The following is a 22,996-nucleotide window of genomic DNA, read 5'->3' as shown; positions in this document are numbered from 1 at the left end:
GGGGACGTCACGTGGGCGTCGTCGCAGAGCAACGCTTTGTTGTCGTGCAACGACGGTTCTGGCGATTCAGGGGTATGTCCTACGCGCAGACCAACATCCGGTAACGAGCTTCACGTGCGAGGGGCGCTGCAGACACCTTGCCCGTACGGACTTCAGTTGCAATGGCATGGCAGATTTCTCCGAAATCGCATGAAACCCAAGGAGACTCACCATGAGAAAGCTTTCCATCCTCTTGCTGGCGCTGGCCGGCATGGCCGCCCTGTCGGGCTGCGTGGCTTACCCGGTGGCTTATGACAACGGACCGCAATATCGTGTCGTGCCCGCCCCTGCGCCGGGCTATGGCCCCGGCTACCGGGGTGACCGCGATGGCGACGGTGTGCGCAACCGCTACGACCGCCGGCCGAACGACCCGAGTCGCTATTGAAAATCCGTAAAGGTCAGGCGCTGCCCAGCCCGGCGCGCCGCATCGCGGCCGTCAGGGCTGAGGGCGACTGGTAGCCGCAGTGCAGCGCGGTGTCGGCCACGCTCATGCCGCGGCTGCGCAGTTGCACGGCCAGTGCCAGGCGTTGCCGGCGCAGCCACTGCATCACGCTGAGGCCGGTTTCGCGCCGGCAGCGTGCGGCAAACTGCGTCGGGCTTAAAAACACCTGCGCGGCCAGTTGCGCGACGCTCAGTGGTTCGTGCAGGCGCTGCTGTGTCCAGGTGGCCAGTTGTTCCCAGTGGATGGGCCGCGCATGGCGCAAGGGCGTTGATGCGGGTGTTGTGGGTTGCCACGCTTCCAGCAACAGCGCCGGACCGTGAAGTTGCGCGAGGCTGCCCGGCTGCTGCAGCGCTTCGGCGAGGTAATTTCCCAGCGCAAGGGTTTGCGCGGTTTTTGCAGGGTCATAGGCGCAGCGAGCCCAGTCCGCATGCGTGGTGTCCAGCACCAGGCAGCGGCTGCCTTCACGTGATTCAAAGTCATGCCGGTCGCCGGGTGTGATCACGCAGCCCTGGCCGGCGGCAATGCGCCGCCCGCGTCCGCGTACTTCCAGTTCCAGCACACCACTCAGGCCCAGCAGTACCTGGAAGTGGTCATGCGCATGGCTGCCGTGCGAGGCGCCGTAGTGGCGCAGCGACAGGGAGCCTTGCGGCAAGGTCATGTTGCGGGGATTAAAGAGCGGCGGTGGCCGCGTCGGCCTTGTCGGCCACGCCTGCCGCGTGGGCCTGCTGGTCGGCGTGGTAACTGCTGCGCACCATGGCGCCCACGGCGGCGTGCGTGAAGCCCATCTTGTAGGCTTCTTCTTCAAACATCTTGAAGGTGTCGGGGTGCACATAGCGGCGCACCGGCAGATGGCTGGTGGAGGGCGCCAGGTACTGGCCGATGGTCAGCATGTCGATGTTGTGCGCGCGCATGTCGCGCATGACCTGCAGAATTTCCTCGTCGGTTTCGCCCAGGCCCACCATGATGCCGCTCTTGGTCGGCACATCGGGGTGCAGGGCCTTGAACTTCTTGAGCAGGTTCAGACTGAAGTTGTAGTCGCTGCCGGGACGCGCTTCTTTGTAAAGGCGCGGCGCGGTTTCGAGGTTGTGGTTCATCACGTCGGGCGGCGCGGCCTTCAAAATTTCAAGCGCGCGGTCGTCGCGGCCGCGGAAGTCGGGCACCAGGATTTCAATCGTGGTGGCGGGCGAGAGTTCGCGGATCTTCTGGATGCATTCCACAAAGTGGCCGCTGCCGCCGTCGCGCAGGTCATCGCGGTCCACGCTGGTGATCACCACGTATTTGAGCTTGAGTGCTGCGATGGTTTTCGCCAGGTTCAGCGGTTCATTCACGTCCAGCGGATCGGGGCGGCCGTGGCCCACGTCGCAAAACGGGCAGCGGCGCGTGCACTTGTCGCCCATGATCATGAAGGTGGCCGTGCCCTTGCCGAAGCATTCCCCGATGTTGGGGCAGCTGGCTTCTTCGCACACTGTGTTGAGCTTGTTTTCGCGCAGGATCTGCTTGATCTCGTAAAAGCGCGTGGTCGGGCTGCCGGCCTTGACGCGGATCCAGTCGGGCTTCTTGAGCATTTCGCCCTGCACCACCTTGACGGGGATGCGCGACAGCTTGGCCGCGGCTTTTTGCTTGGCCAGCGGGTTGTAGTCTTCCTGGCTCTGGATGTCCCGAACAACAGGATTGACGGTTTCTGGGGTGCTCATGGTGTATTTCTTTGAAGGAATGTGCTCAGGGCGCCAGGTAGGTGACGAGCTTGCGGCCCAGCACATCTGCGGCTTCCTGCCAGCTTGCCGATACCCCGATTGTAGAAAGGTCTGTGGTTTTGAGCCCCACATACCCGCAGGGGTTGATCCGCGAGAAGGGTTCCAGGTCCATCGCCACATTGAGCGCGACCCCGTGGTAGGTGCAATTCCGGCTGACTTTGATGCCCAGGGCGGCGATCTTCCCAAGGCCGCGAAACGGGTCGGCAGGGTGCATCGGGCCGGTCAGGGCGGCATGTGAGGTGGGGTCGTCCAGCCGCACATAAATGCCGGGCGAGCCGGCCACCCGGTGCCCGGTCACGCCGAAGTGCGCCAGGGTCTTGATGACGGATTCTTCAATGCGGTAGACGTATTCCTTGACGTAATAGCCGGCACGCTTCAAATCGATGAGCGGGTAGGCCACCACCTGGCCGGGGCCGTGGTAAGTCACCTGGCCGCCGCGGTTGGTCTGCACCACCGGGATGCTGCCGGGGTTCAAAACATGGTCGCTCTTGCCCGCGAGGCCTTGGGTGTAGACCGGTGGATGCTCACAAATCCATAGCTGGTCGGGCAGGCCCCGATTAGGCTGCAGCCCATTTTCGCTTGAAAAACCGGGGTTGCGCGCCGCCGTGAAGGCTTGCATGGCTTCATAGGTGGGCAGGTAGTCGACCTTGCCCAGGTTGCGCGTTTCAGCCTGCATGTTCGGCGTCTGCCCGGATATTGTTTACAGGACTACCTTGACCATCGGGTGCGTCGACAGCGTGCGGTAAAGCTCGTCGAGCTGCTCGCGGCTGGTGGCTGTGACGGTGATGGTGACGCCCAGGTATTTGCCGCCCTTGCTTTCACGCAGCTCGATGGTGGAGGCGTCGAAGGCCGGGTCGAACTGGTGTGCGATGGACGTGATGGCCGCGACCATGCCATCGACCTTCTCACCCATCACCTTGATCGGGAACTGCGAGGGGTACTCGATCAGCGATTCCTGGCGCGAGGGCTCCGTGCTGGGAACACCGATGATTTTGGGGATGTTGGGGGAAGTCGTCATGGCAATGGGTCCTTTCAGGCCGCTTTGGCACGCTGGTATTGGGCGTACAGCTTTGCATAAATGGGGCCAGGTTTGCCTTTTTCCACTCCGTGGCCGACCGGCTGGCCGTCCAGCAGGGTGATGGGCAGAACCTCCTTGGTGGCGGATGAGAGCAGCAGCTCGTCTGCTGCCAGCACTTCGGCGCGGGTGATGCGGCGCAGCTCAAAAGGAATGCCCGCCGCGCGGCACATCTCTTCGATCAGGCCAAAGCGGATGCCTTCGAGCACCAGGTTGTCCCTGGGCGGCCCCATGACTTTGCCGTCCTTGACGATCCAGACGTTGCTGGAAGCGGCTTCGCTCAGGTAGTCGCCGCGGAACATCACGGTCTCGACCGCGCCAGCGTCCACGCTGATCTGGCGTGAAAACACCGCGCCCAGCAGGCTGGTGCTTTTGATGTGGGCTTTTTCCCAGCGGAAGTCGTCGGCGGTGACGCAGGCCACGCCGTTTTCGCGTGCCTGGTCGCTGGGCAGCTTCATCGGATTGCACATCACGAACACGGTGGGCGTCAGGCCCGGCAGCATGGGGTGGTCGCGCATGGCCACACCGCGGGTGATCTGGATGTACACCAGTTGATTGCCTTTTTCGGCTGAGGCGACCGTGGATTGTGCGCAGGCAGCTATTAATTTAAGAGCAATTTCCAGCCACTCGGCGCGGGTCAGCGGGTTGGCGATGCGCAGCTCGGTGAGGCTGCGTTCCAGCCGCGCCATGTGCTGCTCGAAGCGAAACGGCTTGCCTGCATACGCCGGCACCACTTCATAAATACCGTCGCCGAAGATGAAACCGCGGTCCATCACGCTGATCTTGGCGTCTTTGAGCGGGGTGAATTCGCCGTTGAGGTAGCAGGGGGTGTCGGGAAGGGCGTTGGCGGGAAGCGTTGTCATGGATCGGTTTGAAAAGGAAATGAAACTGTGTCGAGACGGCTACTGCCGGACGGTCTGCACCCGATTGTCTAACGTCTGGCGGTTTGCCGGCGGCGGCGTTTGAACCAGATGCGAACGCGCCAGCCCAGCTTGACCAGCAGGTAGCCGGTAATCGAGCCCAGCACGGCAAAGATGCCCATGCCCAGGATGGCAGGCCCGCCGAAGGAGGCTGCCCACGCCACGATGCCTGAGCCTTCCGAGATGCGGATGGGCGGCGGCGCGTCCAGCAGCAGATCGCCCACCTGATAGGCCAGCCAGAGCCAGAATCCGACGGTGAAAGGGTTGGTAATGAAGGTGATGCCGGCGGCCACCGGAATATTGGCGCGCCACCAGACGCTGTGGGCTGCGGCCGCCACGGTTTGCGCAAATGGCAGGGCAAATGCCCAGAATATGCCGATGGCCACACCGCGCGCCACGGCCTCGTGCTGCAGCCGCCACAGCTGCGGTTCCAGCAGCCGGTGGGCCACCGGCTTGAGCCACCGGTTCGCAACCAGGGCTTCACGTGTCGGCACGGATGCTTTCAGCCGGTCCGTCCAGTGCCGGTGTTGCGGCGCCTTCTTTTTAGGGGCGCTCATGGCAGGCGGTGATCAAGATGGCAGGCTCGCTCCGGCATCAGGCAATAAAGATGACGGCGGCTATCGCCAGCGCGCCCAGCACCAGGTTGACCATGGCCAGAGTGGCGATCTGCCCGACGCGGCGACCGCCCTCGGGCCAGTCGGACGCGCTGACAGCGAGCTTCAAGCGCCGGAAAGGGCCGAAATACAGATGTCCGAACAGCGCGAACATCAAGAGGCCGATGCCGAACATCAGGTGCCAGCCCAGGGGGGCGGTTTTCATGCCCTCGGCCAGCAGCATCGCCAGGCCTGTCACCAGCAGGACGCCGATGGTGGCCCAGACCAGGACGAAAAATCGCTGCATGACCTTTGCGATGAGCGGCAGGCGTTGGGGTGGCGCCAGCTGTTCGGCGACGGCAGGCCGTAAGGCAAACAGCATGAAGACCACCCCGCCCAGCCAGGCAATGGCGGCGGCAATGTGCAGGAATTTCATCAGGGCGGGCATGGCATCTTTCGGTGGGTGGAAGGTGACGGATGCGGGGGCTTGGGCCATCGTCGAGCATCACGTGCAACTACGTAGGAGGGTCGGCGCGCCGTAGTCGCCGGACAATTGTGAACCACCCGCTGCGAGCCGCACCCAAATGATGCGAATCGCCCCTAATTCATATGCAAGCCGGGGGTTTTGTCGGATACGCAGGGGTTTCTACGTATAATCAAGGGCTTTGCTGATAACTGCCCTGTAACTTTTCCGTAATTTGTGACGACCAAAATGGCAAATTCGGCAAAGTCAGCGACAAACCCGGGAAATCCGGGTGTGACAGGGCGGCGTGTCACAGAAGAGATGGAGACTGGTGATGAGGGTTTCAAGCCCTTGACGCGTGAAGAAGCCCAAAAGCTTCGTGAAGCGGACCCCTCGGTTTCACCTTGGGTGGTATTGGCGGGGCAAAGTGTGGTGGGTCTTGTGGTGGCGCTGGCCGCCTGGGGATTGACCGGAAGGCAAAGTGCAGGCTGGTCCGCCCTTTATGGCGCGCTGGCGGTGGTCATCCCGGGTGCGTTGTTTGCGCGCGGCCTGACCAGCAAGATGTCTTCAATGAATCCGGGCGCTGCGGTGGCTGGATTTTTTTTGTGGGAAATGGTCAAGATTGGCCTGACGGTAGCGATGTTGTTCGCTGCTCCCCGAATGGTTTCGGATTTGAGCTGGCCGGCAATGCTGGTTGGCCTTGTAGTGACAATGAAGGTGGTCTGGCTGGTGCTTTGGTTCCAGTCCCGGCCGAAAAAGTTGGCGTAATCCATTTTCAAGAGTTGAAAAGAGTTCGTAAATGGCTGAATCTTCCGGAAACGCTTTGACCGCTGGTGAGTACATTGGTCACCACCTGGTCCATCTGCAAAACCACAAACAGACAGGCATCGTCGACTTTTCCGTTGTCAATTTCGACACGATTTTCTGGGCCATCACCCTCGGTGTGATCGGTATGTTCGTGATGTGGCGTGTGGCCAAAAGCGTGCACGCCGGCGTTCCCGGTCGCCTGCAGGCGGCTGTTGAAATCCTGCTCGAAATGGTGGACAGCCAGGCCAAGGGCATCGTTAAAAACGCCGAATCGCGCAAGGCCGTCGGCCCACTGGCGCTCACCGTATTCATCTGGATTTTCCTGATGAACTCCATGGACTTCCTGCCTGTCGACCTGTTCCACACAATTTTTGCTGTGACCGGCCTCGATCACAGCATTCACAACTTCCGCGTGGTTCCCACGGCCGACCTCTCGGCCACGCTGGGCATGTCCTGCGGCGTGCTGCTGGTTTGCCTGTACTACAACGTCAAGATCAAGGGTTTTGGCGGCTGGGTGCATGAGCTGTTCTCGGCCCCGTTCGGCGACAAATGGTTTTTGTATCCCGTCAACTTCTTGATGCAGATGATCGAATTCGCCGCCAAGACCGTATCTCACGGCCTCCGGCTTTTCGGCAACATGTACGCGGGCGAACTGCTGTTCATGCTGATCGCGCTGATGGGTGCAGTGGGCTTCGGCTCTGCGACTGGTGTGTTCCTCTTCATCGGCCATGTGCTCGCGGGCACGGGCTGGGCAATCTTCCACATCCTGATCGTTGCGCTGCAGGCGTTTATTTTCATGATGTTGACGCTGGTCTATGTGGGGCAGGCCCACGACCATCACTGATTCTCACGAATCAGTTTCCCCTGGTTTTCTGGTTTCCGCTTTCTTTTTTATTTTTGTTAGTTAGTTAAATCCATAGGAGCATTAAATGGAACACGTACTCGGTTTTGTCGCTTTGGCCGCTGGCCTGATCATTGGCCTGGGCGCTGTCGGCGCATGTATCGGCATCGGCATCATGGGCAGCAAATACCTCGAAGCCGCTGCACGCCAGCCTGAGCTGATGAACGAACTGCAGACCAAGATGTTCCTGCTGGCCGGTCTGATCGATGCTGCTTTCCTGATCGGCGTGGGTATTGCCATGCTGTTCGCATTTGCCAACCCGTTTGTGTTGAAGTAAATCGCACGCCTTTCTAGACAACCTACAGAGGTGCCGCTGTGAGTATTAACTCCACATTCTTTGCGCAGCTCGTCGTGTTTGCGATTCTGGTGCTGTTCACGATGAAATTCGTGTGGCCACCAATTGCAGCTGCGCTCGACGAACGCGCCCGGAAGATCGCCGACGGCCTTGCCGCTGCCGATAAAGCCAAGTCTGAACTCTCCGTTGCCAACAAGCGCGTGGAAGAAGAACTGGCCAAATCGCGCAACGAATCGGCAGTGCGCCTGGCGGAAGCCGAGCGCCGCGCCCAGGCCCTGATTGAAGAGGCTAAAGCCCGCGCAACCGAAGAGGGCAGCAAGATCATTGCCGCCGCCAAGGTTGAGGCCGAGCAGCAAACCGTCAAGGCCCGCGAGACCCTGCGTGAGCAGGTCGCCGCACTGGCCGTCAAGGGTGCAGAGCAGATTCTGCGCAAGGAAGTCAATGCCGGTGTGCATGCTGACTTGCTGGGTCGCCTGAAGACCGAACTTTAAGCGAGCGTAAAACATGGCCGAACTAGCCACCATTGCCCGTCCCTACGCTGAAGCGTTGTTCAAGGCATCCGGTTCCGACCTGGGCGGCACCGCCGTCTGGCTCGATGAGCTTGCCGCCATTGCCGCCAACGTGCAGTTGCAGCAATTTGCGGGCAACCCCAGCGTGACGGTAAACCAGACGTTTGACGTAGTTTCCGGGGTGGCCAAAACGAAGCTGCCGGAAGCCGCCAGGAACTTCTTGCGGACCGTGATCGAGAACGGCCGCATCAGCGTCCTGCCGGAAATCGCCGCACAGTTTCGCGCACTGAAAAATGCGCAAAGTGGTTCTTCGGATGCCACCGTTTACAGCGCATTTCCGCTGGAAGGCGCTGCGCTGGCCGATTTGGCAACAACGCTGGAAAAGCGGTTTGGCCGCAAGCTCAACCTTTCGGTCGAGCTTGAGCCGGCGCTGATCGGTGGCGTACGTGTCGTGGTGGGTGACGAGGTGTTGGACACCTCGGTCAAAGCCCGTTTAGAGCAAATGAAAGTGGCGCTGATTTCCTGAGCTTGCGCTCAGGCGCGCCCCGGTTTTTAGCCAACAACATAGAAAGAAGGAAAGAGTCATGCAACTCAATCCCGCAGAAATTTCTGAACTGATCAAGAGCCGCATCGAAGGCTTGACAGCCAGTGCCGATGTCCGCAACCAGGGCACCGTAGTGTCTGTGACCGACGGTATCGTCCGTATCCATGGCCTATCCGACGTGATGCAGGGCGAAATGCTGGAATTTCCCGCAACCGCCGACGGCACGCCGACCTACGGCCTGGCGCTGAATCTTGAGCGCGACTCCGTCGGCTCCGTGATTCTGGGCGAGTACGAGCACATCGCCGAAGGCGACACCGTGAAGTGCACGGGCCGCATCCTGGAAGTGCCTGTGGGTCCTGAGCTGCTTGGCCGTGTGGTCAACGCACTGGGCCAGCCGATTGACGGCAAGGGCCCGATCAACGCCAAGTTGACCGACGTGATCGAAAAGGTCGCGCCCGGCGTGATCGCCCGTAAATCCGTTGACCAGCCCCTGCAGACCGGCCTGAAGTCCATCGACTCCATGGTGCCCGTCGGCCGCGGCCAGCGCGAACTGATCATCGGCGACCGTCAGACCGGCAAGACCGCTGTGGCCATCGACGCCATCATCAACCAGAAGGGCAAAGGCGTTTCCTGCGTCTACGTCGCGATCGGCCAGAAGGCTTCGTCGATCAAGAACGTGGTGCGTTCGCTGGAACAAGCCGGCGCAATGGAATACACCATCGTCGTGGCCGCTTCCGCTTCCGAATCCGCCGCCATGCAATACGTGAGCGCCTACTCTGGCTGCACCATGGGCGAATACTTCCGCGACCGCGGCGAAGACGCGCTGATCGTGTATGACGATTTGTCCAAGCAAGCCGTGGCTTACCGCCAGGTTTCGCTGCTGCTGCGCCGTCCACCAGGACGCGAAGCCTACCCCGGCGACGTGTTCTATCTGCACAGCCGTCTGCTCGAGCGCGCAGCTCGCGTGAACGAGAAGTACGTTGAAGACTTCACCAAGGGCGCCGTCAAGGGCAAGACCGGTTCACTGACCGCACTGCCGATCATTGAAACGCAAGCCGGCGACGTGTCCGCTTTCGTGCCAACCAACGTGATTTCGATCACCGACGGCCAGATCTTCCTGGAAACCAGCCTGTTCAATGCCGGTATTCGTCCCGCCATTAACGCCGGTATCTCGGTGTCCCGCGTCGGCGGTGCTGCCCAGACCAAGCTGATCAAGAATCTGTCCGGCGGTATCCGTACCGACCTGGCCCAGTACCGTGAACTGGCTGCCTTCGCGCAGTTCGCTTCCGACCTGGACGAAGCCACCCGCAAACAGCTGGACCGCGGTGCCCGCGTGACCGAGCTGCTCAAGCAGGCCCAGTACTCGCCTTTGTCCATTTCCAACATGGCCGCTACGCTGTTCGCAGTGAACAAGGGCTTCATGGACGACATCGAAGTCAAGAAGGTCCTGGCTTTCGAACACGGCTTGCACGCCTTCCTGAAGGACAAGAACGCGGCCTTGATGGCCAAGCTCGAAGCCAACAAGGCCATGGACAAGGATGCTGAGGCTGAACTGAACGCGGCTGTGGCCGAGTTCAAGAAGTCGTTTGCCTGATCTCGCCTGACGCATCGTCAAGCAAGTAATTAAGCAACCCTCAGGAACCCCTTAGGAATCCATATGGCAGCAGGCAAGGAAATACGCGGCAAGATCAAATCGGTGGAAAACACCAAGAAGATCACCAAGGCCATGGAGATGGTGGCCGCCTCCAAGATGCGCAAGGCGCAGGAGCGGATGCGCGCTGCCCGTCCTTACAGCGACAAGATCCGCAACATCACGGCCAACCTGAGTCAGGCCAACCCCGAATACACCCACGCGTTCATGGAGTCCAACGACGCCAAGGCCACCGGGTTCATCGTGGTGACGACCGACAAGGGCTTGTGCGGCGGCATGAACACCAACGTGCTGCGCGCCGTGACCTCAAAGCTCAAGGAAGTGCAGGCCGCCGGCCATGATGCGAAGGCTGTGGCCATCGGCAACAAGGGCCTCGGTTTTCTGAACCGTGTGGGCGCCAAGGTGGTGTCGCATGCGACGCAGCTGGGCGACAAGCCGCACCTGGAAAAGCTGATCGGCCCCGTCAAGGTGCTGCTCGATGCCTACAGCGAAGGCAAGATCAATTCGGTGTACCTGTGCTACACCAAGTTCATCAACACCATGCGCCAGGAACCGGTGGTCGAGCAGTTGTTGCCTTTGACGGCAGCGCACCTGCAGGCCGACAAGGACCAGCACGGCTGGGATTACATCTACGAGCCTGACGCGCAAACCGTCATCGACGACTTGCTGATCCGCTATGTGGAAGCGCTGGTCTATCAGGCGGTTGCGGAGAACATGGCGTCCGAGCAGTCTGCCCGCATGGTGGCCATGAAGGCCGCAACGGACAACGCCGGCAGCGTGATCGGCGAACTCAAGCTGGTTTACAACAAAACGCGTCAAGCGGCGATCACGAAAGAACTTTCGGAAATCGTTGCCGGTGCTGCAGCGGTCTGATCGTGGTTTAGGCCGCCACACCCGATTTAAAGATTTAAAGAAACGAAAGAGGATTCAATCATGGCTCAAGCTCAAGGCAAGATTGTTCAGTGTATTGGTGCGGTGGTTGACGTGGAATTCGCGCGCGACCAGATGCCCAAGATCTATGACGCGCTGAAAATGGAAGGCTCCGCGCTGACGCTGGAAGTCCAGCAGCAGCTGGGTGACGGCATCGTGCGCACCATCGCGCTGGGTACCTCCGACGGCCTGCGCCGCGGCAACATGGTTTACAACACCGGCGCCAACATCACCGTTCCCGTGGGCAAAGCCACGCTGGGCCGCATCATGGACGTGCTGGGTGCGCCGATTGACGAGCGCGGCCCGGTCGACCAGACCCTGACCGCCCCCATCCACCGCAAGGCGCCTGCTTATGACGAACTCTCGCCATCGCAGGAACTGCTGGAAACCGGCATCAAGGTGATCGACCTGGTTTGCCCGTTCGCCAAGGGCGGCAAGGTGGGCCTGTTCGGCGGCGCCGGCGTCGGCAAGACCGTGAACATGATGGAACTCATCAACAACATCGCCAAGGCGCACTCGGGTTTGTCCGTGTTTGCCGGTGTGGGTGAACGTACCCGCGAAGGCAATGACTTCTACCACGAGATGGCCGACTCCGGTGTTGTGAACCTCGAGAACCTCGGCGAATCCAAGGTGGCCATGGTCTACGGCCAGATGAACGAGCCCCCAGGAAACCGTCTGCGCGTGGCGCTGACCGGCCTGACGATCGCCGAGTCCTTCCGTGACGAAGGCCGCGACGTGCTGTTCTTCGTGGACAACATCTACCGCTACACACTGGCCGGTACCGAAGTGTCCGCGTTGCTGGGCCGTATGCCTTCCGCCGTGGGCTACCAGCCTACGCTGGCCGAAGAAATGGGCCGCCTGCAAGAGCGCATTACCTCCACCAAGGTTGGCTCCATCACTTCCATCCAGGCCGTTTACGTTCCTGCCGATGACTTGACCGACCCATCGCCTGCCACGACCTTTGCCCACCTGGATTCCACCGTGGTGCTTTCGCGTGACATCGCTTCGCTGGGTATCTACCCTGCGGTGGATCCACTTGACTCCACCAGCCGTCAGCTCGACCCGAACGTTGTGGGAGAAGACCACTACGCCACGGCGCGCGCCGTGCAGGGCACGCTGCAGCGCTACAAGGAACTGCGCGACATCATTGCGATTCTGGGCATGGACGAACTGGCCCCTGAAGACAAGCTGGCCGTGGCCCGCGCCCGCAAGATCCAGCGTTTCCTGTCGCAGCCTTTCCACGTTGCTGAAGTGTTCACCGGCTCTCCCGGCAAGTACGTCAGCCTGGCTGAAACCATTCGCGGCTTCAAGATGATTGTGGCCGGCGAGTGCGATCACCTGCCGGAACAGGCTTTCTACATGGTCGGCACAATTGACGAAGCTTTCGAGAAGGCGAAGAAGGTCTAAGGGCTCAGGCCCTGCAACTTTTTTCCATTAAGGAGCGTTTATGTCAACCACCATTCACGTCGACGTGGTCTCCGCGGAAGAGTCCATCTTCTCCGGTGAAGCGCACTTTGTCGCCTTGCCCGGCGAGGCCGGCGAGCTGGGCATTTACCCGCGCCACACCCCGCTGATCACCCGCATCAAGCCGGGCGCCGTGCGCATCGAGAAGGCTGACGGCAGCGAAGAATTCGTGTTCGTGGCCGGCGGCTTGCTCGAAGTGCAACCGAACTGTGTCACCGTGCTGTCCGACACCGCGATTCGCGGCAAAGACCTGGACGAAGCCAAGGCGATGGAAGCCAAGGCTGCTGCTGAAGAAGCGTTGAAAAACGCAAAAAGCGATATCGATATTGCCATGGCCCAGTCCGAGCTCGCCGTCATGGCCGCCCAGATTGCCGCTTTGCGCAAATATCGGCAGAAAAAGTAAGCTTCCACGCTTCAGAAAAAACCGGCCCTATGGCCGGTTTTTTTATGGGCGCTTCGATCTGGAGAAATTCGAATCAGTTTGGCCGTTCATGCCGTTGGCGAAGCGCTCACAGTCATTCCTGAAAATGACGAAGATGGTTGTTTTGTGCTCCCTCTGCGTAGCGGGCCAACTGGCCGGCCACCCGAGTCCTTCATGAACCCTTTGCGAATGTCTACCTCGTAGGGCGGCCGACGTCCACGTGCGTGCCGCCGGGCAAGCGGCTGATCCGCTGGACGCCGGCTATCTGCGGGTCGAGGACGGAGACCGCGGCGTCCGCTTTATCGAGAAGGGTGCAATCGGCGCGCAGTGAGCAGAAGTGGACGTTGATGGACTAACTGCCCGCCGCCATGAGTGGCTGCGGCGCGACGTTTCATTGCGTCATGCGGAAATCTGGCGTGCTTCCGCTATTCAAGCAAAAAAAGGCCTCCAACCCATACAGGGTGAGCGTAAGCAGCTATCAAATAGGGAGCGATTCCGGAAAAATCGCCTGGCCTGAGCTGGCAAGGTAACAACTGGACACGCTAAATGACAGCCATGGCCCAGGCGGCTCCCTTATCGTTGTGATGGGTTCAAGCCAGCAACGAGGTGCGAAATGGACAGTCTCTTAGACAGCCTGATATGGGGAGAAGAAGCGTCGCCGGAGCGTCGGGCCAGGCGCGCGCGCAAAGCCTGGCTGACGCGGGTTGTGCTCGCGGCAGTCGCCCTCTTTGTGTTGGTCGTGGTTCTGGCGCCCTGACGCGGCGTTATCGGCGCCAGGCCCGCGGTACCTGCGAACCGGCTATTGCAGCCAGGGCGCGTCGGGCAGTTCGTTGGGATTGTTGGGTGCGTCGCCCTGCATACCATCGATGGCAAAGTGCGCCATCAGCAGCGCTGAGGTTTCTTCCAGTGCCTGTGTCAATCCGTCCTCGTACCGGTTCTCCCTGAACGCCTGGGCCATGCGCGACACCGTGGCCTGCCACTGTGCTTGATTCACATGGCGCGCCACGCCGCGGTCCGCCACGATTTCAATGGCGTGCTCGGCCAGCAGCAAATAAATCAGCACACCGTTGTTGTGTTCGGTGTCCCATACCCGCAGCTTCCCGAACATCGTGACCGCGCGCTGGCGCGTGAGCTGGCCGATGGACTGGTGTTTGCCCAGCCGCCACAGGTAGCTCATGGGCAACGAGGCCTCCACGCATATCCGTATTTCGCCGCTGTGCCGCCGCTCGCTGGCCGTCACCCGGCTGGCCAGCCGGTTGAGCATGTCGGGTGCAATTGCGCGCTGGGCGTCGGAGGCATCCAGCCAGAGGTGCTTGAGGATGGTCTTGGGTTTATTGAGCATGTGCCTACCAGTCGCCTGATGCGCCGCCGCCGCCGAAATCACCGCCACCGCCACTGCTGAATCCGCCGCCACTGCTGCTGCCTCCGCCCCAGCTTCCTCCGCTGCTCCCGCCGCCAAAGCCGCCAGTGGTCCAGCCGCCCGAAGAGCGGCTGCCGCTGCCCAGGACGCCGAGGCTGGCCACCAGCGCAAACACCATACCCGCCACAGCCGCCAGGCCGGCCACAATCAGGCTGCTGGTGAACACCCAGGCCAGCACGCCGACGGCGCCGCCGGTGGCGATGGAGCCCAGCTTGCGCCCCAAGACGCCGGCGGCCAGGCGCCCGCCTATCGGCACGGCAAAGAACAGGAACACCGCGAGGTCGGTCCACTCGAAGCCGCTGTCAGCCATGTCCGAAGCACTTTTTTGCTCAGGCACTGGGAGGTTTTCGCCGCTGATCAGCGCCATGATCTGGTCAGCCGCGGCATTCAGCCCGCCGGCAAAGTCGCCCTGTTTCAAGCGCGGGGTGATGGCGGTGTCGATCACCTGGCGCGCCGCGAGGTCCGGAATGGCGCCTTCCAGCGCCTTGGTGGTTTCGATACGGACCTTACGATCGTTCTTGGCCACGACCAGCAGCAGCCCGTCGCCCACGCTTTTGCGTCCAATTTTCCAGGCATCGCCCACACGCTGGGCATAAGCGGCGATGTCTTCGGGCTGGGTGCTGGGCACGACGAGCACCACCACCTGTGCGCCGCGGCTTTGTTGAAACGCAACCAGTTTGGCCTCCAGGGCGGCGCGTTGCGTGGCATCCAGCGTACCAGTGCTGTCCATGACATGCGCCGTGAGGGCCGGCACCGGCTGGACGCCTTGCGCCCAGGCCACAAGGGGCAGCCACACGGCCAGCAACAATCCCGCCATCCAGCGGAGGAGGCTACGGCCCAATATCCAACCCGCTAGTTGCTGCACAGCAAGTCCTGTAGAAACTTATTTCTTCGTGAAGTCCACCACAGGCGGTGCGGAAATCTGTGCCTCATTGGCCACGGTGAAGTTCGGCTTGACGTTGTAGCTGAAGACCATGGCCGTCAGGTTGCTTGGGAAACTGCGTGTCAGCACGTTGTATTCCTGGACCGCCTGGATGTAGCGATTGCGTGCTACCGTGATGCGGTTTTCGGTGCCTTCCAGCTGCACGCGCAGGTCACGAAAACCCTGGTTGGCCTTGAGGTCGGGGTAGCGTTCACTGACCACCATCAGGCGGCTCAGCGCACTGCCCAATTCGCCTTGCGCTGCCTGGAATTTTTTGAAGGCTGCCGGATCGTTCAGGGTTTCCGGCGTCACCTGGATGGAGGTGGCCTTGGCGCGTGCTTCAATCACCTTGGTCAGGGTGTCCTGTTCAAAAGCGGCTTCGCCCTTGACCGTGGCCACAATGTTGGGCACCAGGTCGGCACGGCGCTGGTACTGGTTCAGCACTTCAGACCAGGCCGATTTGGTTTGCTCGTCGAGGCGCTGAAAGTCGTTGTAGCCGCAACCCGTGAGGAGCAGGCCCAGCATGCTGACAAGGAACAGGTTTAAAAAGCGGGATTTCATGACGATGTCTTTCGAAAATGCAAGCCGCAACACTAACATAGTCGAATGTCGATGACGCCTCATTCCCCCGGGTCCGTGCAGGCATTCCAAGCTCTGCAGGCCAACCTGCGCCCCTTGGCGGCGGCAGCCGCGAAACCACGTCTGATGATTGCGGGCGCGACCGGCGTGCTGGGCAATGAAGTGTTGCGCCGCCTTGTGGGCCGCGGACGTTATGCGCACACCGAGGTGCTGGCTACTGAAACCATGACCACCGGTATGGCCGGCGTGGGGATTGTGCTGGCAGGTGATGCTTCAGCAATCGAGGCATGGCCCGCGCGGCCTCAGCTTGTTCATACCGGCCTGGTCATGTTTGAGCCGCCACGGCTTTTTTATGGGCGTGAGCGCACACTGTGGACGCCCGTGCCGGGACAACTGCCGGTGCTGGCCCGCTGGTTGAAACGCTGTGGCGCACAGACACTGGTTGTGGTGGTGCCCCACGCTTCGGGGCGTTTACCCGATGCCCTCAAGCGCGGACTGGCCGACCTCGATGAGCAAGCCGTGGCTTCACTGGGCTTTGAACGCGTGTTGTTGGTGCGCTCGGCGCGCAAGACCGAAGGTATTGCGGGCGCCAATTTTTTCGAGAAGACGGCGTCGTGGATGCTGTCGACCCTCAAGTTCATGATTCCCGCAGCCGAGCAGCCGGTGCGTCCTGCCAAGCTGGCAGAGTTTATCGACGCAGCGCTGCAGGTTTTGCCGCCGGGTACCCATGTGGCCGCGCCTGAGGTGCTTTGGCAGGCTAACCAGAGCGGCGGAAACGGCCGGCGTATCGGGCCGCAAGACAACAGCATGCAAGGTGTCGTACGCTCGTGGCTTGCTGCAAGGCTCAATCCCGAGCAGAATTCACCACCCAACGCCAAGCCGGACTGACGCCTTCCCATGCCCAAACCCAAAGTCCCGCCCGCCAGCAGCGGCAACGCCGATGACATCGAGGCGGCTTTTTATGACGCGCTGCAAAGCGGCGACATCGAAAAGCTCATGGCCTGCTGGGGCGATGACGACGACATCGTCTGTGTGCACCCGGGTGGCGCCCGGCTGGTGGGCCCGGCGGCCATACGCGCCACTTTTGACGCCATGTTTGCCAATGGCACCATCAATGCCCAGGCCATCAAGGTGCGAAAGGTCGAGACCATGAGCGCCTGCGTGCACAGCGTGCTGGAACGCATCGAGGTGCTGACCGATGAAGGGCCACGGCATGCCTACGTGATTGCCACCAATGTGTATCACAAGGGTGCGCAAGGCTGGCGCATGGTGGCACACCATGCCAGTCCCGGCACGCCGCGAGAAATGCAGGAAGTGTCGGAAACACCGACCGTCCTGCACTGAAGGGCCTGCGGTGAAATACGCAGCACCCTGGTGGCTGCCGGGCGGCAATTTGCAGACCATCTGGGCTGCGCTGCGGTCACGCCGCTACCTGGGCCCGCCGCCCGTGTTTCGCCGCGAGCGCTGGGATACCCCCGATAGCGACTTTGTCGACGTTGACTGGATGCTCGATGGAAACGAGCCTTCGTCGGGGCTTCCGGCAGCTTCCCCGACGGGCAACGAATCCATCGAGATGAGACGCAAGGAATCGCGCAAGGAAGTGCCACTCCTGGTGGTGTTTCATGGGCTTGAGGGGTCATCTGCCAGCCACTACGCCGAAGCGCTTGCCGATGTGGCTCGCGAGCGCGGCTGGGGCTGCGCCATTCCACACTTCCGGGGGTGTTCCGGTGAATTGAACCTAGCGCCGCGGGCTTATCACTCAGGAGATTTTGCAGAGATAGACTGGATACTGCGGCGCTTTGCGCAGGCCCATTCCGGGCCGGTCGTTGCCGTAGGCATTTCATTGGGTGGCAATGCGTTGATGCGCTGGGCCGGCGAGCTTGGCGCGGAGGCCCGCCAGGTGGTTAGCGGTATTGCGTCCGTCTGTTCGCCGCTGGACCTGACGGCCAGCGGCTGGGCCATAGGTCGGGGATTCAACCGGCAGGTCTACACCCGCATGTTCCTGAGAACCATGGTGCCGAAGGCGCTGAAAAAACTGGAGCAGCACCCAGGTCTTTTTGACCGCGACCGATTGCTGGCCGCGCGCGACTTGTACGCTTTCGACAATGTATTCACCGCGCCTGTCCACGGGTTCAAGGATGCGGATGACTACTGGCTGCGTGCCTCTGCCAAGCCGCATTTGCGCAGCATTGCCGTGCCGGCGCTGGCCCTGAACGCGCTGAACGATCCCTTTGTGCCGGCCGGCAGCCTGCCGCAAACCGCAGACGCCGGCAGCCATGTCACGCTTTGGCAGCCGGCACAGGGCGGCCATGTCGGGTTTCCTTCGCCGCCATTTCCTGGTCATGTGCGTGCCATGCCGGAAGCGGTCACCGGTTTCCTGGCTGCGCATCTTTGATGCTTACCCATAACCCTGCCCACATCGCACCTGCCGTGTGCAGCGCAAAATAGCGGCATGGATGACATCGTCAGGCAGGCCATTGCGAAATGGCCCAATGTTCCCGACTGCTACGGCTGGCTGGGGCTGGACGCACGCGGCAATTGGTACATGCGTGATGAGAGGGCCCAGGCCGCGGGACCTTTTGGTGGCGCGCCTGGCCTGGATGCCGCGCGCCATGCGGCCAGCAAGGGCTCGCTGCTCAAGCACGACAAGCTGATCGATTTCATTCAGCGGAATTATGAAAGCGACGCTGCTGGCCAGTGGTTCTTCCAGAATGGGCCACAGCGCGTGTATGTGGAGCTCGAAGTGACGCCGCTGGTCTGGCGTGTCGCCCCGGCACCTATGTTTGAGGTCACAGCCCATTCCGGCCAAACGGCGCGGCCGCAGCGCTGCATCGTGGACGAATCCGGCAGGGTCTACCTGGAAACCGACCTGGGTTTTGGCCTCGTTCATACCCAGGACATGACGCATGCGGCTGACGCGATAGAGCAGGGCCTGTGGGTGCCCGAGGAAGTCCTGGCCAGCGATTTGTCGCGCCGGTTCGGCTATGTGCGAAGCCCTCAGCTGCTACAAAAAAAGTAGCTGTTTGCGCTGGCTCTGCTTGGGTTGCAGCCCATTTCCTTTTGAATTTACATCAAATTTCCATTAAAAAAGCCGGTCATTGACCGGCTTTTTTTGGGGTGCACGACAGCGTTTACTTGGACGTATTGACCATGTACTGCACCACGGCCTTGATTTCACCATCGGAGGCGGCCGAGCCGCCCTTGGGAGGCATGGCGCCCTTACCTTTGATGGCGCTGGCTGTCAGTGCCTCGACACCTGCGGAAATCCGGGGAGCCCATGCAGCCTTGTCGCCCAGCTTGGGTGCATTGGCAACGCCGGCCACGTGGCAGGCTGCGCAGACCTGGCCATACAGCGCAGGTGCGGCACCACCGGCTGCAGCCGGCGTTGCACCGGCGGCTGGCGCTGCCGTCTTGTTGGCTGCAGCGAGTGCGGCGACCACATCTGCGGACGGTGCGGCGGCTGCGGCTGCAGGTGCCGTAGCGGCAGCAGCTGCCGGGGCGGCTGGCTCCGCAAACTTGCCGCCTGCGGCAGCCGTCATGTAAACCACTGCACGGCCAATTTCGACGTCTTCAAAATCACCGCCGCCCTGGGCTCCCATGGCGCCTTTGCCCTTCAGGGCGGAATGCCAGAGCGCGTCAAAACCGGTCTTGATACGGGCTGCCCAGGCACCCGTATCGCCAAACTTCGGCGCACCGGCTGCACCCGTGCCATGGCAAGTCACGCACTGCGCCTTGTAGACCTCTTCGCCGGACTTCAGCGGACGGTTGGCATCACGGATTTCAACCGCGCCGATCTTCTGGATGCGCTGCGCAACCGCCTTGGCGCCTTCGTCCGCACCCGCAGCTGGCTTGTTGGCCGAAGCGACGTAATACACCAGGCCGATGATGGCGAAAACAGGAACGACAAAAGAGAAAAAAACCGCAGCCAGCAGTTGCTGGGGGGTCTTGATGGGGCCAGTATGGGCTTCTTCGTGGGCCGTGGTGTGGTCGTTTGCGCTCATGGCGTCCTCAAAAAACTAAGAATCGGGGGGCTATCGCGTGGTGATATGGCGCTCTTGGGCAGCGCTTGCTCAGCAACCTCACATTATAACTGGGGGCTTGCAGAGGCCGGGGAGCGTCACGGCCGGCTGGTAGAATCGGAGACGTTGCGCGGCGTGAATCGCCCGCGCAGTGCAAATTGCCCTGATTTTGCGCCCCTCGGCCGCGAATCCGGCGCAGACCGTTTCCAGCGTTGCGGCTGTAGCTCAGTGGATAGAGTATTGGCCTCCGAAGCCAAGGGTCGTGGGTTCGATCCCCGCCAGCCGCACCAATCATGGTTTTTCTTGTTTGCCGTTGTCGCGCAGGCACGCCGCAGCGTTTCAAAGCCCAACTGCACTGAAATTCGTCACGGTGAAGCGACTGGCGGGTTCTATTATTCTAGGCAGCCAAAGCAAGTGATGCGATCAATTCCCTGAGCCATTGCTGCACCTGATGTGCATCGTTCCGTCGGTGCCAGATGAGGTCGAAGACGACTTCTGGCAACGCAACAGGCGGCGGAAACAAGACCAGCTTGCGCAGAGCCGGGGATTTGAGGGCCACGCGCTTCATCACCGTGGCCGTGGTATCTGTCTGGGCCACCACCGCGGGCGCGGCAAACATCTGCGGAAGCGTCAGTGCGAGGGTGCGGCGCTTCCCCAGCCCGGCCAGCGCCTCGTCAACCAGGCCATGGCGATCACCCTCAGGTGACACGAGCACATGAGGCAGCGCAAGAAATGCCTTCAGACCCATGCTTCGCTTCGCTGCCGGGTTGTCCCGGCGAACGATGGTCACGAACTCGTCTCTCAGAACAGGCCGTGTCAATATCCGTCTCTCTGCATGGGTCGGCGGGACGCCAACTGCCGCATCAATCGTTCCTGCGTCCAGCATGTCGACCGCACTATCCCGATTGTTAATCGCGTGCACGCTCAGCGATATTCCCGGCGCCGCGCGCGCCAGCTCCCTGACAAGTGCGGGCAGCAATACGAAAGCCGGATAGTCGGACAGTCCAAGGTTGAACACCAGAGATGCCTGCTCGGGCTCGAAGTCCGGCTCCTGCACGAGAGCTGTCTTGATTTGCCGCAGTGCTTGCGACACGGGTCCCACGATTTCCCTGGCACGCGCTGTCGGCAGAAGTCCTTCTGCGCTGCGCAGGAACAGCGGGTCGCCAAACAACGTTCGCAGACGTGACAGCGCGGCACTCATGGCAGGTTGGCTCACGCCTACCCGCGCGGCTGCGCGGGTCACATTGCACTCGTCCATCAGCGCGTCAAACGCCACGAGCAGATTCAGATCAATGCCATGAAAATCCATGAATCAAATATAGCTGTATATACGTCATTTGTTGGACAGATTTTTATCGGTCTACCAGAATCGGCCTTCTTCCACTTCAACCACCGAAAGCCGGACAAATGAACGACACCACACAGATGATGGCTGAGCGCCGCGCCACCGAAACCTTGTATCGCGCATTCAACGACAAGAACCCGGACCTGCTGGACAGCGCTGTGACTGCCGACTGGGATGACATTCCGCTGGCGCCCGGGCAAGGCCCGGGACCCGAGGGTTTGAAACCGATCATCCGCAGCTTCATCGAAGCCCTGCCGGACGTCCATATTGCCATTCACGACTTGATTCAGGTACCCGGGCGTATCGGTGTACGGGCTGAGATAACGGGTACCCATCTGGGGCCACTCTTCGGCATTGCGGCAACCGGAAAAAAGGTCAGCATCCGCATCCACGAGTTCCACGAATTCCATGAGACGCGTATCCAGCGAACCTGGCACCTGGAAGACTGGTTTGGCGTTTTCCTGCAACTTGGAAGCTTCCCTCCACTCGGCGATTAACTGGGAAAGAATTTGATGAAAGCACTTCGCATCCATGCATTCGGCGGCGCCAGCCAGGCGGATATTGAACATGCCGCCCTGGGCACACCGGGTGGCGGTCAGGCCCTGGTCCGCGTCGAGGCGGCGAGCGTGAACCCGCTGGATCTGAAAATCCTTGGCGGGTCCATGCAGCCTGTCTTTCCTGTCACTTTGCCCTATACGTTAGGCACTGACCTTGCCGGTGTGATTGAAGCCGTGGGTCCAGAGGTTGACCGGTTCAAGCCCGGTGACCGCGTCGTGGGAGGCTCGCGCCGACGGCGGGGGGTGCCTTCGCGCAGTCTGCCCTGCTGTCCGCAAGCGCGTTGTGCCTGGTTCCCGCTGAGATGAGCTACGAGCAGGCCGCAGCGTTGCCGACGGCAGCTGGTACGGCCTGGCTGGCACTGTTTGGGGCTGGAAAGTTAAGGGCGGGGCAGCGCGTGCTGGTTCACGCGGCAGCCGGTGGCGTGGGCAGCTTCGCCGTCCAGTTCGCAAGGCAGGCAGGTGCGCACGTCTTAGCCACGGCTTCTGCAAAGAACCACACACTGGTCAAAGAATTGGGTGCGGACGAAATTATCGATTACCGCCGTGATGACTTTGCAGAGCGTTGGCGAGACCTGGACCTGGTCATCGACACGATTGGTGGGGAGACTCTCGAGCGGTCGTGGCGAGTGACAAGGCCGGGCGGGACGGTGGTGTCGATCGTCGATCACACGATACAGCCGCGTGGAGATATCCACGGCGTCTTCGCATTCTTCAGCGGCGATGCTGCGGCATTGGCGCTGATTCTCAAGCGCTTCGACGACAAACGGCTCCAGGTGATCCTCGACACAATCCATCCGCTGGATGACGCCCGCGCGGCGCTTGAGCAGGTGGCCGGCGGTCATGCGCGCGGCAAGGTCATCATCCGCACGTCGCGCTGATCCGCGAGGCAATGGCGCCTTGGGACCTTCCATCAAAAACGCACGCTCAGCGGCTATCCCCTTAGAGCGCACGGGGTTAGCGCCAGACCGCATTCCAGCATTGGAGTCGAGGCACGTCCACACCGAATTTGCGTGGAACCGATGCCTACCCGGTATCAATCCAGTGGCTAACGTCCATCGCGTGTCACGCTGATCCTCGCTGCTGGATTCTTGCTCATAAGATACTTTTAAAGTATTCACGTACCAGAATCAAGATATTTTACAGGTAGCGGTTGTCTTCCTAGAATCGCCAACAACACCGTGAGTTGCAAGTTATTACAACTGATCTTTCCCGGTGGATCTCCTAAAAAAGGCCGTGAAGGGAAACGCTGGATTTGTGATCCATTTGTAGTGCGTAAGTCGGGAGCACCCGGCATTCGAGCACGACGCGTCAAGCCTTTTCGATGTCTGCATTTTTGACAAAGCGAG

General features: G+C 61.0%; 30 protein-coding genes and 1 tRNA gene. 19 read left to right on the top strand and 12 right to left on the bottom strand.

The genetic code is table 11. The annotated features are described in order from the left end of the window. Positions 1-211: 211 nt before the first annotated feature. Positions 212-424, top strand: a complete 213-nt coding sequence (locus AC1DZE_RS05910; protein ID WP_477668861.1) for a hypothetical protein — start codon at positions 212-214, stop codon at positions 422-424. Between the two features lie 13 nt (positions 425-437). On the opposite strand, the gene AC1DZE_RS05905 is transcribed toward AC1DZE_RS05910, so the two are convergent. The 7 genes from AC1DZE_RS05905 to AC1DZE_RS05875 form a co-directional block, all read right to left on the bottom strand. Further along, positions 438-1,139, bottom strand: a complete 702-nt coding sequence (locus tag AC1DZE_RS05905) for a helix-turn-helix domain-containing protein (RefSeq protein WP_477699861.1) — start codon at positions 1,137-1,139, stop codon at positions 438-440. Positions 1,140-1,149: 10 nt separating this feature from the next. Continuing rightward, positions 1,150-2,175: a lipoyl synthase gene (lipA, locus tag AC1DZE_RS05900; protein WP_477668859.1), complete on the bottom strand. Its 1,026-nt coding sequence runs from the start codon at positions 2,173-2,175 to the stop codon at positions 1,150-1,152. A gap of 25 nt (positions 2,176-2,200) precedes the next feature. Beyond that, positions 2,201-2,911, bottom strand: coding sequence for a lipoyl(octanoyl) transferase LipB (gene lipB, locus AC1DZE_RS05895; protein ID WP_477668858.1), 711 nt, complete (start codon positions 2,909-2,911; stop codon positions 2,201-2,203). A 24-nt stretch (positions 2,912-2,935) separates the two neighbouring features. Then, the gene (locus AC1DZE_RS05890; RefSeq protein WP_477668857.1) at positions 2,936-3,253 is read right to left on the bottom strand and encodes an HP0495 family protein; all 318 of its coding nucleotides are present in this window, start codon (positions 3,251-3,253) and stop codon (positions 2,936-2,938) included. 14 nt (positions 3,254-3,267) lie between these two features. After that, complete coding sequence (locus AC1DZE_RS05885; protein WP_477668856.1) at positions 3,268-4,173, bottom strand: D-amino acid aminotransferase; 906 nt, start codon at positions 4,171-4,173, stop codon at positions 3,268-3,270. 68 nt (positions 4,174-4,241) lie between these two features. Then, positions 4,242-4,787 carry a DUF2062 domain-containing protein gene (locus AC1DZE_RS05880; RefSeq protein WP_477668855.1) on the bottom strand — a complete coding sequence of 182 codons (546 nt, stop codon included), beginning with the start codon at positions 4,785-4,787 and terminating at the stop codon, positions 4,242-4,244. A 37-nt stretch (positions 4,788-4,824) separates the two neighbouring features. Further along, entirely contained in the window at positions 4,825-5,271 is a 447-nt protein-coding gene (locus AC1DZE_RS05875; RefSeq protein WP_477697840.1) for a DUF4149 domain-containing protein, read from the bottom strand. A 264-nt stretch (positions 5,272-5,535) separates the two neighbouring features. Between AC1DZE_RS05875 and AC1DZE_RS05870 the strand changes: the two genes are divergently transcribed. The 10 genes from AC1DZE_RS05870 to AC1DZE_RS05825 all read left to right on the top strand — a co-directional run bounded on the left by AC1DZE_RS05870 (position 5,536) and on the right by AC1DZE_RS05825 (position 13,565). Beyond that, on the top strand, positions 5,536-6,054 hold the full coding sequence (locus AC1DZE_RS05870; protein ID WP_477668938.1) for an ATP synthase subunit I: 519 nt from the start codon (positions 5,536-5,538) through the stop codon (positions 6,052-6,054). A 31-nt stretch (positions 6,055-6,085) separates the two neighbouring features. After that, on the top strand, positions 6,086-6,937 hold the full coding sequence (gene atpB, locus AC1DZE_RS05865; RefSeq protein WP_457281586.1) for a F0F1 ATP synthase subunit A: 852 nt from the start codon (positions 6,086-6,088) through the stop codon (positions 6,935-6,937). A gap of 85 nt (positions 6,938-7,022) precedes the next feature. After that, positions 7,023-7,271, top strand: coding sequence for a F0F1 ATP synthase subunit C (gene atpE, locus AC1DZE_RS05860; RefSeq protein WP_293400282.1), 249 nt, complete (start codon positions 7,023-7,025; stop codon positions 7,269-7,271). A gap of 38 nt (positions 7,272-7,309) precedes the next feature. Continuing rightward, the gene (locus AC1DZE_RS05855) at positions 7,310-7,780 is read left to right on the top strand and encodes a F0F1 ATP synthase subunit B (RefSeq protein WP_457281585.1); all 471 of its coding nucleotides are present in this window, start codon (positions 7,310-7,312) and stop codon (positions 7,778-7,780) included. Between the two features lie 13 nt (positions 7,781-7,793). Beyond that, positions 7,794-8,324 (top strand): F0F1 ATP synthase subunit delta, encoded by a 531-nt coding sequence (locus AC1DZE_RS05850; protein ID WP_477668853.1) that lies wholly within the window; start codon positions 7,794-7,796, stop codon positions 8,322-8,324. A gap of 58 nt (positions 8,325-8,382) precedes the next feature. After that, entirely contained in the window at positions 8,383-9,936 is a 1,554-nt protein-coding gene (gene atpA, locus AC1DZE_RS05845) for a F0F1 ATP synthase subunit alpha (protein ID WP_457281583.1), read from the top strand. A 63-nt stretch (positions 9,937-9,999) separates the two neighbouring features. Then, positions 10,000-10,866 (top strand): F0F1 ATP synthase subunit gamma, encoded by an 867-nt coding sequence (gene atpG / locus AC1DZE_RS05840; RefSeq protein ID WP_457281582.1) that lies wholly within the window; start codon positions 10,000-10,002, stop codon positions 10,864-10,866. A gap of 60 nt (positions 10,867-10,926) precedes the next feature. Then, positions 10,927-12,330, top strand: coding sequence for a F0F1 ATP synthase subunit beta (gene atpD / locus AC1DZE_RS05835; RefSeq protein WP_293400292.1), 1,404 nt, complete (start codon positions 10,927-10,929; stop codon positions 12,328-12,330). 40 nt (positions 12,331-12,370) lie between these two features. Next, positions 12,371-12,790: a F0F1 ATP synthase subunit epsilon gene (locus AC1DZE_RS05830; protein WP_477648282.1), complete on the top strand. Its 420-nt coding sequence runs from the start codon at positions 12,371-12,373 to the stop codon at positions 12,788-12,790. Positions 12,791-13,421: 631 nt separating this feature from the next. Then, complete coding sequence (locus tag AC1DZE_RS05825) at positions 13,422-13,565, top strand: hypothetical protein (RefSeq protein ID WP_457281580.1); 144 nt, start codon at positions 13,422-13,424, stop codon at positions 13,563-13,565. Positions 13,566-13,607: 42 nt separating this feature from the next. Here the strand turns inward: AC1DZE_RS05825 and AC1DZE_RS05820 are convergent, their stop codons facing one another. The 3 genes from AC1DZE_RS05820 to AC1DZE_RS05810 form a co-directional block, all read right to left on the bottom strand. Further along, a complete protein-coding gene (locus AC1DZE_RS05820; protein WP_477668851.1) occupies positions 13,608-14,150 on the bottom strand; it encodes a TPM domain-containing protein in 543 nt (180 codons plus the stop codon). 4 nt (positions 14,151-14,154) lie between these two features. After that, on the bottom strand, positions 14,155-15,045 hold the full coding sequence (locus AC1DZE_RS05815; RefSeq protein WP_477672107.1) for a TPM domain-containing protein: 891 nt from the start codon (positions 15,043-15,045) through the stop codon (positions 14,155-14,157). Positions 15,046-15,111: 66 nt separating this feature from the next. Continuing rightward, positions 15,112-15,711: a LemA family protein gene (locus AC1DZE_RS05810; protein ID WP_477668850.1), complete on the bottom strand. Its 600-nt coding sequence runs from the start codon at positions 15,709-15,711 to the stop codon at positions 15,112-15,114. Positions 15,712-15,786: 75 nt separating this feature from the next. Between AC1DZE_RS05810 and AC1DZE_RS05805 the strand changes: the two genes are divergently transcribed. The 4 genes from AC1DZE_RS05805 to AC1DZE_RS05790 are packed head-to-tail and all read left to right on the top strand — an operon-like array spanning position 15,787 to position 18,748. After that, positions 15,787-16,617, top strand: a complete 831-nt coding sequence (locus tag AC1DZE_RS05805; RefSeq protein WP_477672105.1) for a hypothetical protein — start codon at positions 15,787-15,789, stop codon at positions 16,615-16,617. Positions 16,618-16,626: 9 nt separating this feature from the next. Next, a complete protein-coding gene (locus AC1DZE_RS05800) occupies positions 16,627-17,073 on the top strand; it encodes a YybH family protein (protein WP_477668848.1) in 447 nt (148 codons plus the stop codon). Between the two features lie 10 nt (positions 17,074-17,083). Then, on the top strand, positions 17,084-18,124 hold the full coding sequence (locus tag AC1DZE_RS05795; protein WP_477672106.1) for a YheT family hydrolase: 1,041 nt from the start codon (positions 17,084-17,086) through the stop codon (positions 18,122-18,124). Positions 18,125-18,181: 57 nt separating this feature from the next. Next, positions 18,182-18,748, top strand: coding sequence for a DUF2946 family protein (locus tag AC1DZE_RS05790; protein WP_477668846.1), 567 nt, complete (start codon positions 18,182-18,184; stop codon positions 18,746-18,748). A 112-nt stretch (positions 18,749-18,860) separates the two neighbouring features. Here the strand turns inward: AC1DZE_RS05790 and AC1DZE_RS05785 are convergent, their stop codons facing one another. After that, positions 18,861-19,730 (bottom strand): c-type cytochrome, encoded by an 870-nt coding sequence (locus AC1DZE_RS05785; protein WP_477668845.1) that lies wholly within the window; start codon positions 19,728-19,730, stop codon positions 18,861-18,863. A gap of 232 nt (positions 19,731-19,962) precedes the next feature. Here AC1DZE_RS05785 and AC1DZE_RS05780 point away from each other — a divergent pair. Further along, positions 19,963-20,038, top strand: a tRNA-Arg gene (locus tag AC1DZE_RS05780). A 107-nt stretch (positions 20,039-20,145) separates the two neighbouring features. On the opposite strand, the gene AC1DZE_RS05775 is transcribed toward AC1DZE_RS05780, so the two are convergent. Further along, complete coding sequence (locus tag AC1DZE_RS05775; RefSeq protein WP_477668844.1) at positions 20,146-21,057, bottom strand: LysR family transcriptional regulator; 912 nt, start codon at positions 21,055-21,057, stop codon at positions 20,146-20,148. 98 nt (positions 21,058-21,155) lie between these two features. Here AC1DZE_RS05775 and AC1DZE_RS05770 point away from each other — a divergent pair, with 98 nt between their 5' ends. From AC1DZE_RS05770 to AC1DZE_RS05760, 3 genes are read left to right on the top strand one after another with little or no spacing between them, the layout of a single operon-like run. Then, the gene (locus AC1DZE_RS05770) at positions 21,156-21,590 is read left to right on the top strand and encodes an ester cyclase (RefSeq protein WP_477668843.1); all 435 of its coding nucleotides are present in this window, start codon (positions 21,156-21,158) and stop codon (positions 21,588-21,590) included. Between the two features lie 15 nt (positions 21,591-21,605). Beyond that, on the top strand, positions 21,606-21,956 hold the full coding sequence (locus AC1DZE_RS05765; RefSeq protein WP_477672171.1) for an alcohol dehydrogenase catalytic domain-containing protein: 351 nt from the start codon (positions 21,606-21,608) through the stop codon (positions 21,954-21,956). Then, on the top strand, positions 21,953-22,528 hold the full coding sequence (locus AC1DZE_RS05760; RefSeq protein WP_477672170.1) for an NADP-dependent oxidoreductase: 576 nt from the start codon (positions 21,953-21,955) through the stop codon (positions 22,526-22,528). The genes AC1DZE_RS05765 and AC1DZE_RS05760 overlap by 4 nt, the downstream gene beginning before the upstream one ends. Positions 22,529-22,996: the final 468 nt, after the last annotated feature.

The sequence above is a fragment of the Polaromonas sp. P1_F1 genome, from assembly GCF_056405795.1.
This window is presented reverse-complemented; position numbering and strand designations above follow the sequence as displayed.

What these genes read in the sequence shown, in the direction of transcription:
- AC1DZE_RS05910 (WP_477668861.1), top strand. Translation starts at nt 212, where the DNA reads ATGAGAAAGCTTTCCATCCTCTTGCTGGCGCTGGCCGGCATGGCCGCC.
- AC1DZE_RS05905 (WP_477699861.1), bottom strand. Translation starts at nt 1,139, where the DNA reads ATGACCTTGCCGCAAGGCTCCCTGTCGCTGCGCCACTACGGCGCCTCG.
- lipA (WP_477668859.1), bottom strand. Translation starts at nt 2,175, where the DNA reads ATGAGCACCCCAGAAACCGTCAATCCTGTTGTTCGGGACATCCAGAGC.
- lipB (WP_477668858.1), bottom strand. Translation starts at nt 2,911, where the DNA reads ATGCAGGCTGAAACGCGCAACCTGGGCAAGGTCGACTACCTGCCCACC.
- AC1DZE_RS05890 (WP_477668857.1), bottom strand. Translation starts at nt 3,253, where the DNA reads ATGACGACTTCCCCCAACATCCCCAAAATCATCGGTGTTCCCAGCACG.
- AC1DZE_RS05885 (WP_477668856.1), bottom strand. Translation starts at nt 4,173, where the DNA reads ATGACAACGCTTCCCGCCAACGCCCTTCCCGACACCCCCTGCTACCTC.
- AC1DZE_RS05880 (WP_477668855.1), bottom strand. Translation starts at nt 4,787, where the DNA reads ATGAGCGCCCCTAAAAAGAAGGCGCCGCAACACCGGCACTGGACGGAC.
- AC1DZE_RS05875 (WP_477697840.1), bottom strand. Translation starts at nt 5,271, where the DNA reads ATGCCCGCCCTGATGAAATTCCTGCACATTGCCGCCGCCATTGCCTGG.
- AC1DZE_RS05870 (WP_477668938.1), top strand. Translation starts at nt 5,536, where the DNA reads ATGGCAAATTCGGCAAAGTCAGCGACAAACCCGGGAAATCCGGGTGTG.
- atpB (WP_457281586.1), top strand. Translation starts at nt 6,086, where the DNA reads ATGGCTGAATCTTCCGGAAACGCTTTGACCGCTGGTGAGTACATTGGT.
- atpE (WP_293400282.1), top strand. Translation starts at nt 7,023, where the DNA reads ATGGAACACGTACTCGGTTTTGTCGCTTTGGCCGCTGGCCTGATCATT.
- AC1DZE_RS05850 (WP_477668853.1), top strand. Translation starts at nt 7,794, where the DNA reads ATGGCCGAACTAGCCACCATTGCCCGTCCCTACGCTGAAGCGTTGTTC.
- atpA (WP_457281583.1), top strand. Translation starts at nt 8,383, where the DNA reads ATGCAACTCAATCCCGCAGAAATTTCTGAACTGATCAAGAGCCGCATC.
- atpG (WP_457281582.1), top strand. Translation starts at nt 10,000, where the DNA reads ATGGCAGCAGGCAAGGAAATACGCGGCAAGATCAAATCGGTGGAAAAC.
- atpD (WP_293400292.1), top strand. Translation starts at nt 10,927, where the DNA reads ATGGCTCAAGCTCAAGGCAAGATTGTTCAGTGTATTGGTGCGGTGGTT.
- AC1DZE_RS05830 (WP_477648282.1), top strand. Translation starts at nt 12,371, where the DNA reads ATGTCAACCACCATTCACGTCGACGTGGTCTCCGCGGAAGAGTCCATC.
- AC1DZE_RS05825 (WP_457281580.1), top strand. Translation starts at nt 13,422, where the DNA reads ATGGACAGTCTCTTAGACAGCCTGATATGGGGAGAAGAAGCGTCGCCG.
- AC1DZE_RS05820 (WP_477668851.1), bottom strand. Translation starts at nt 14,150, where the DNA reads ATGCTCAATAAACCCAAGACCATCCTCAAGCACCTCTGGCTGGATGCC.
- AC1DZE_RS05815 (WP_477672107.1), bottom strand. Translation starts at nt 15,045, where the DNA reads ATGGCGGGATTGTTGCTGGCCGTGTGGCTGCCCCTTGTGGCCTGGGCG.
- AC1DZE_RS05810 (WP_477668850.1), bottom strand. Translation starts at nt 15,711, where the DNA reads ATGAAATCCCGCTTTTTAAACCTGTTCCTTGTCAGCATGCTGGGCCTG.
- AC1DZE_RS05800 (WP_477668848.1), top strand. Translation starts at nt 16,627, where the DNA reads ATGCCCAAACCCAAAGTCCCGCCCGCCAGCAGCGGCAACGCCGATGAC.
- AC1DZE_RS05790 (WP_477668846.1), top strand. Translation starts at nt 18,182, where the DNA reads ATGGATGACATCGTCAGGCAGGCCATTGCGAAATGGCCCAATGTTCCC.
- AC1DZE_RS05785 (WP_477668845.1), bottom strand. Translation starts at nt 19,730, where the DNA reads ATGAGCGCAAACGACCACACCACGGCCCACGAAGAAGCCCATACTGGC.
- AC1DZE_RS05775 (WP_477668844.1), bottom strand. Translation starts at nt 21,057, where the DNA reads ATGGATTTTCATGGCATTGATCTGAATCTGCTCGTGGCGTTTGACGCG.
- AC1DZE_RS05770 (WP_477668843.1), top strand. Translation starts at nt 21,156, where the DNA reads ATGAACGACACCACACAGATGATGGCTGAGCGCCGCGCCACCGAAACC.
- AC1DZE_RS05765 (WP_477672171.1), top strand. Translation starts at nt 21,606, where the DNA reads ATGAAAGCACTTCGCATCCATGCATTCGGCGGCGCCAGCCAGGCGGAT.
- AC1DZE_RS05760 (WP_477672170.1), top strand. Translation starts at nt 21,953, where the DNA reads ATGAGCTACGAGCAGGCCGCAGCGTTGCCGACGGCAGCTGGTACGGCC.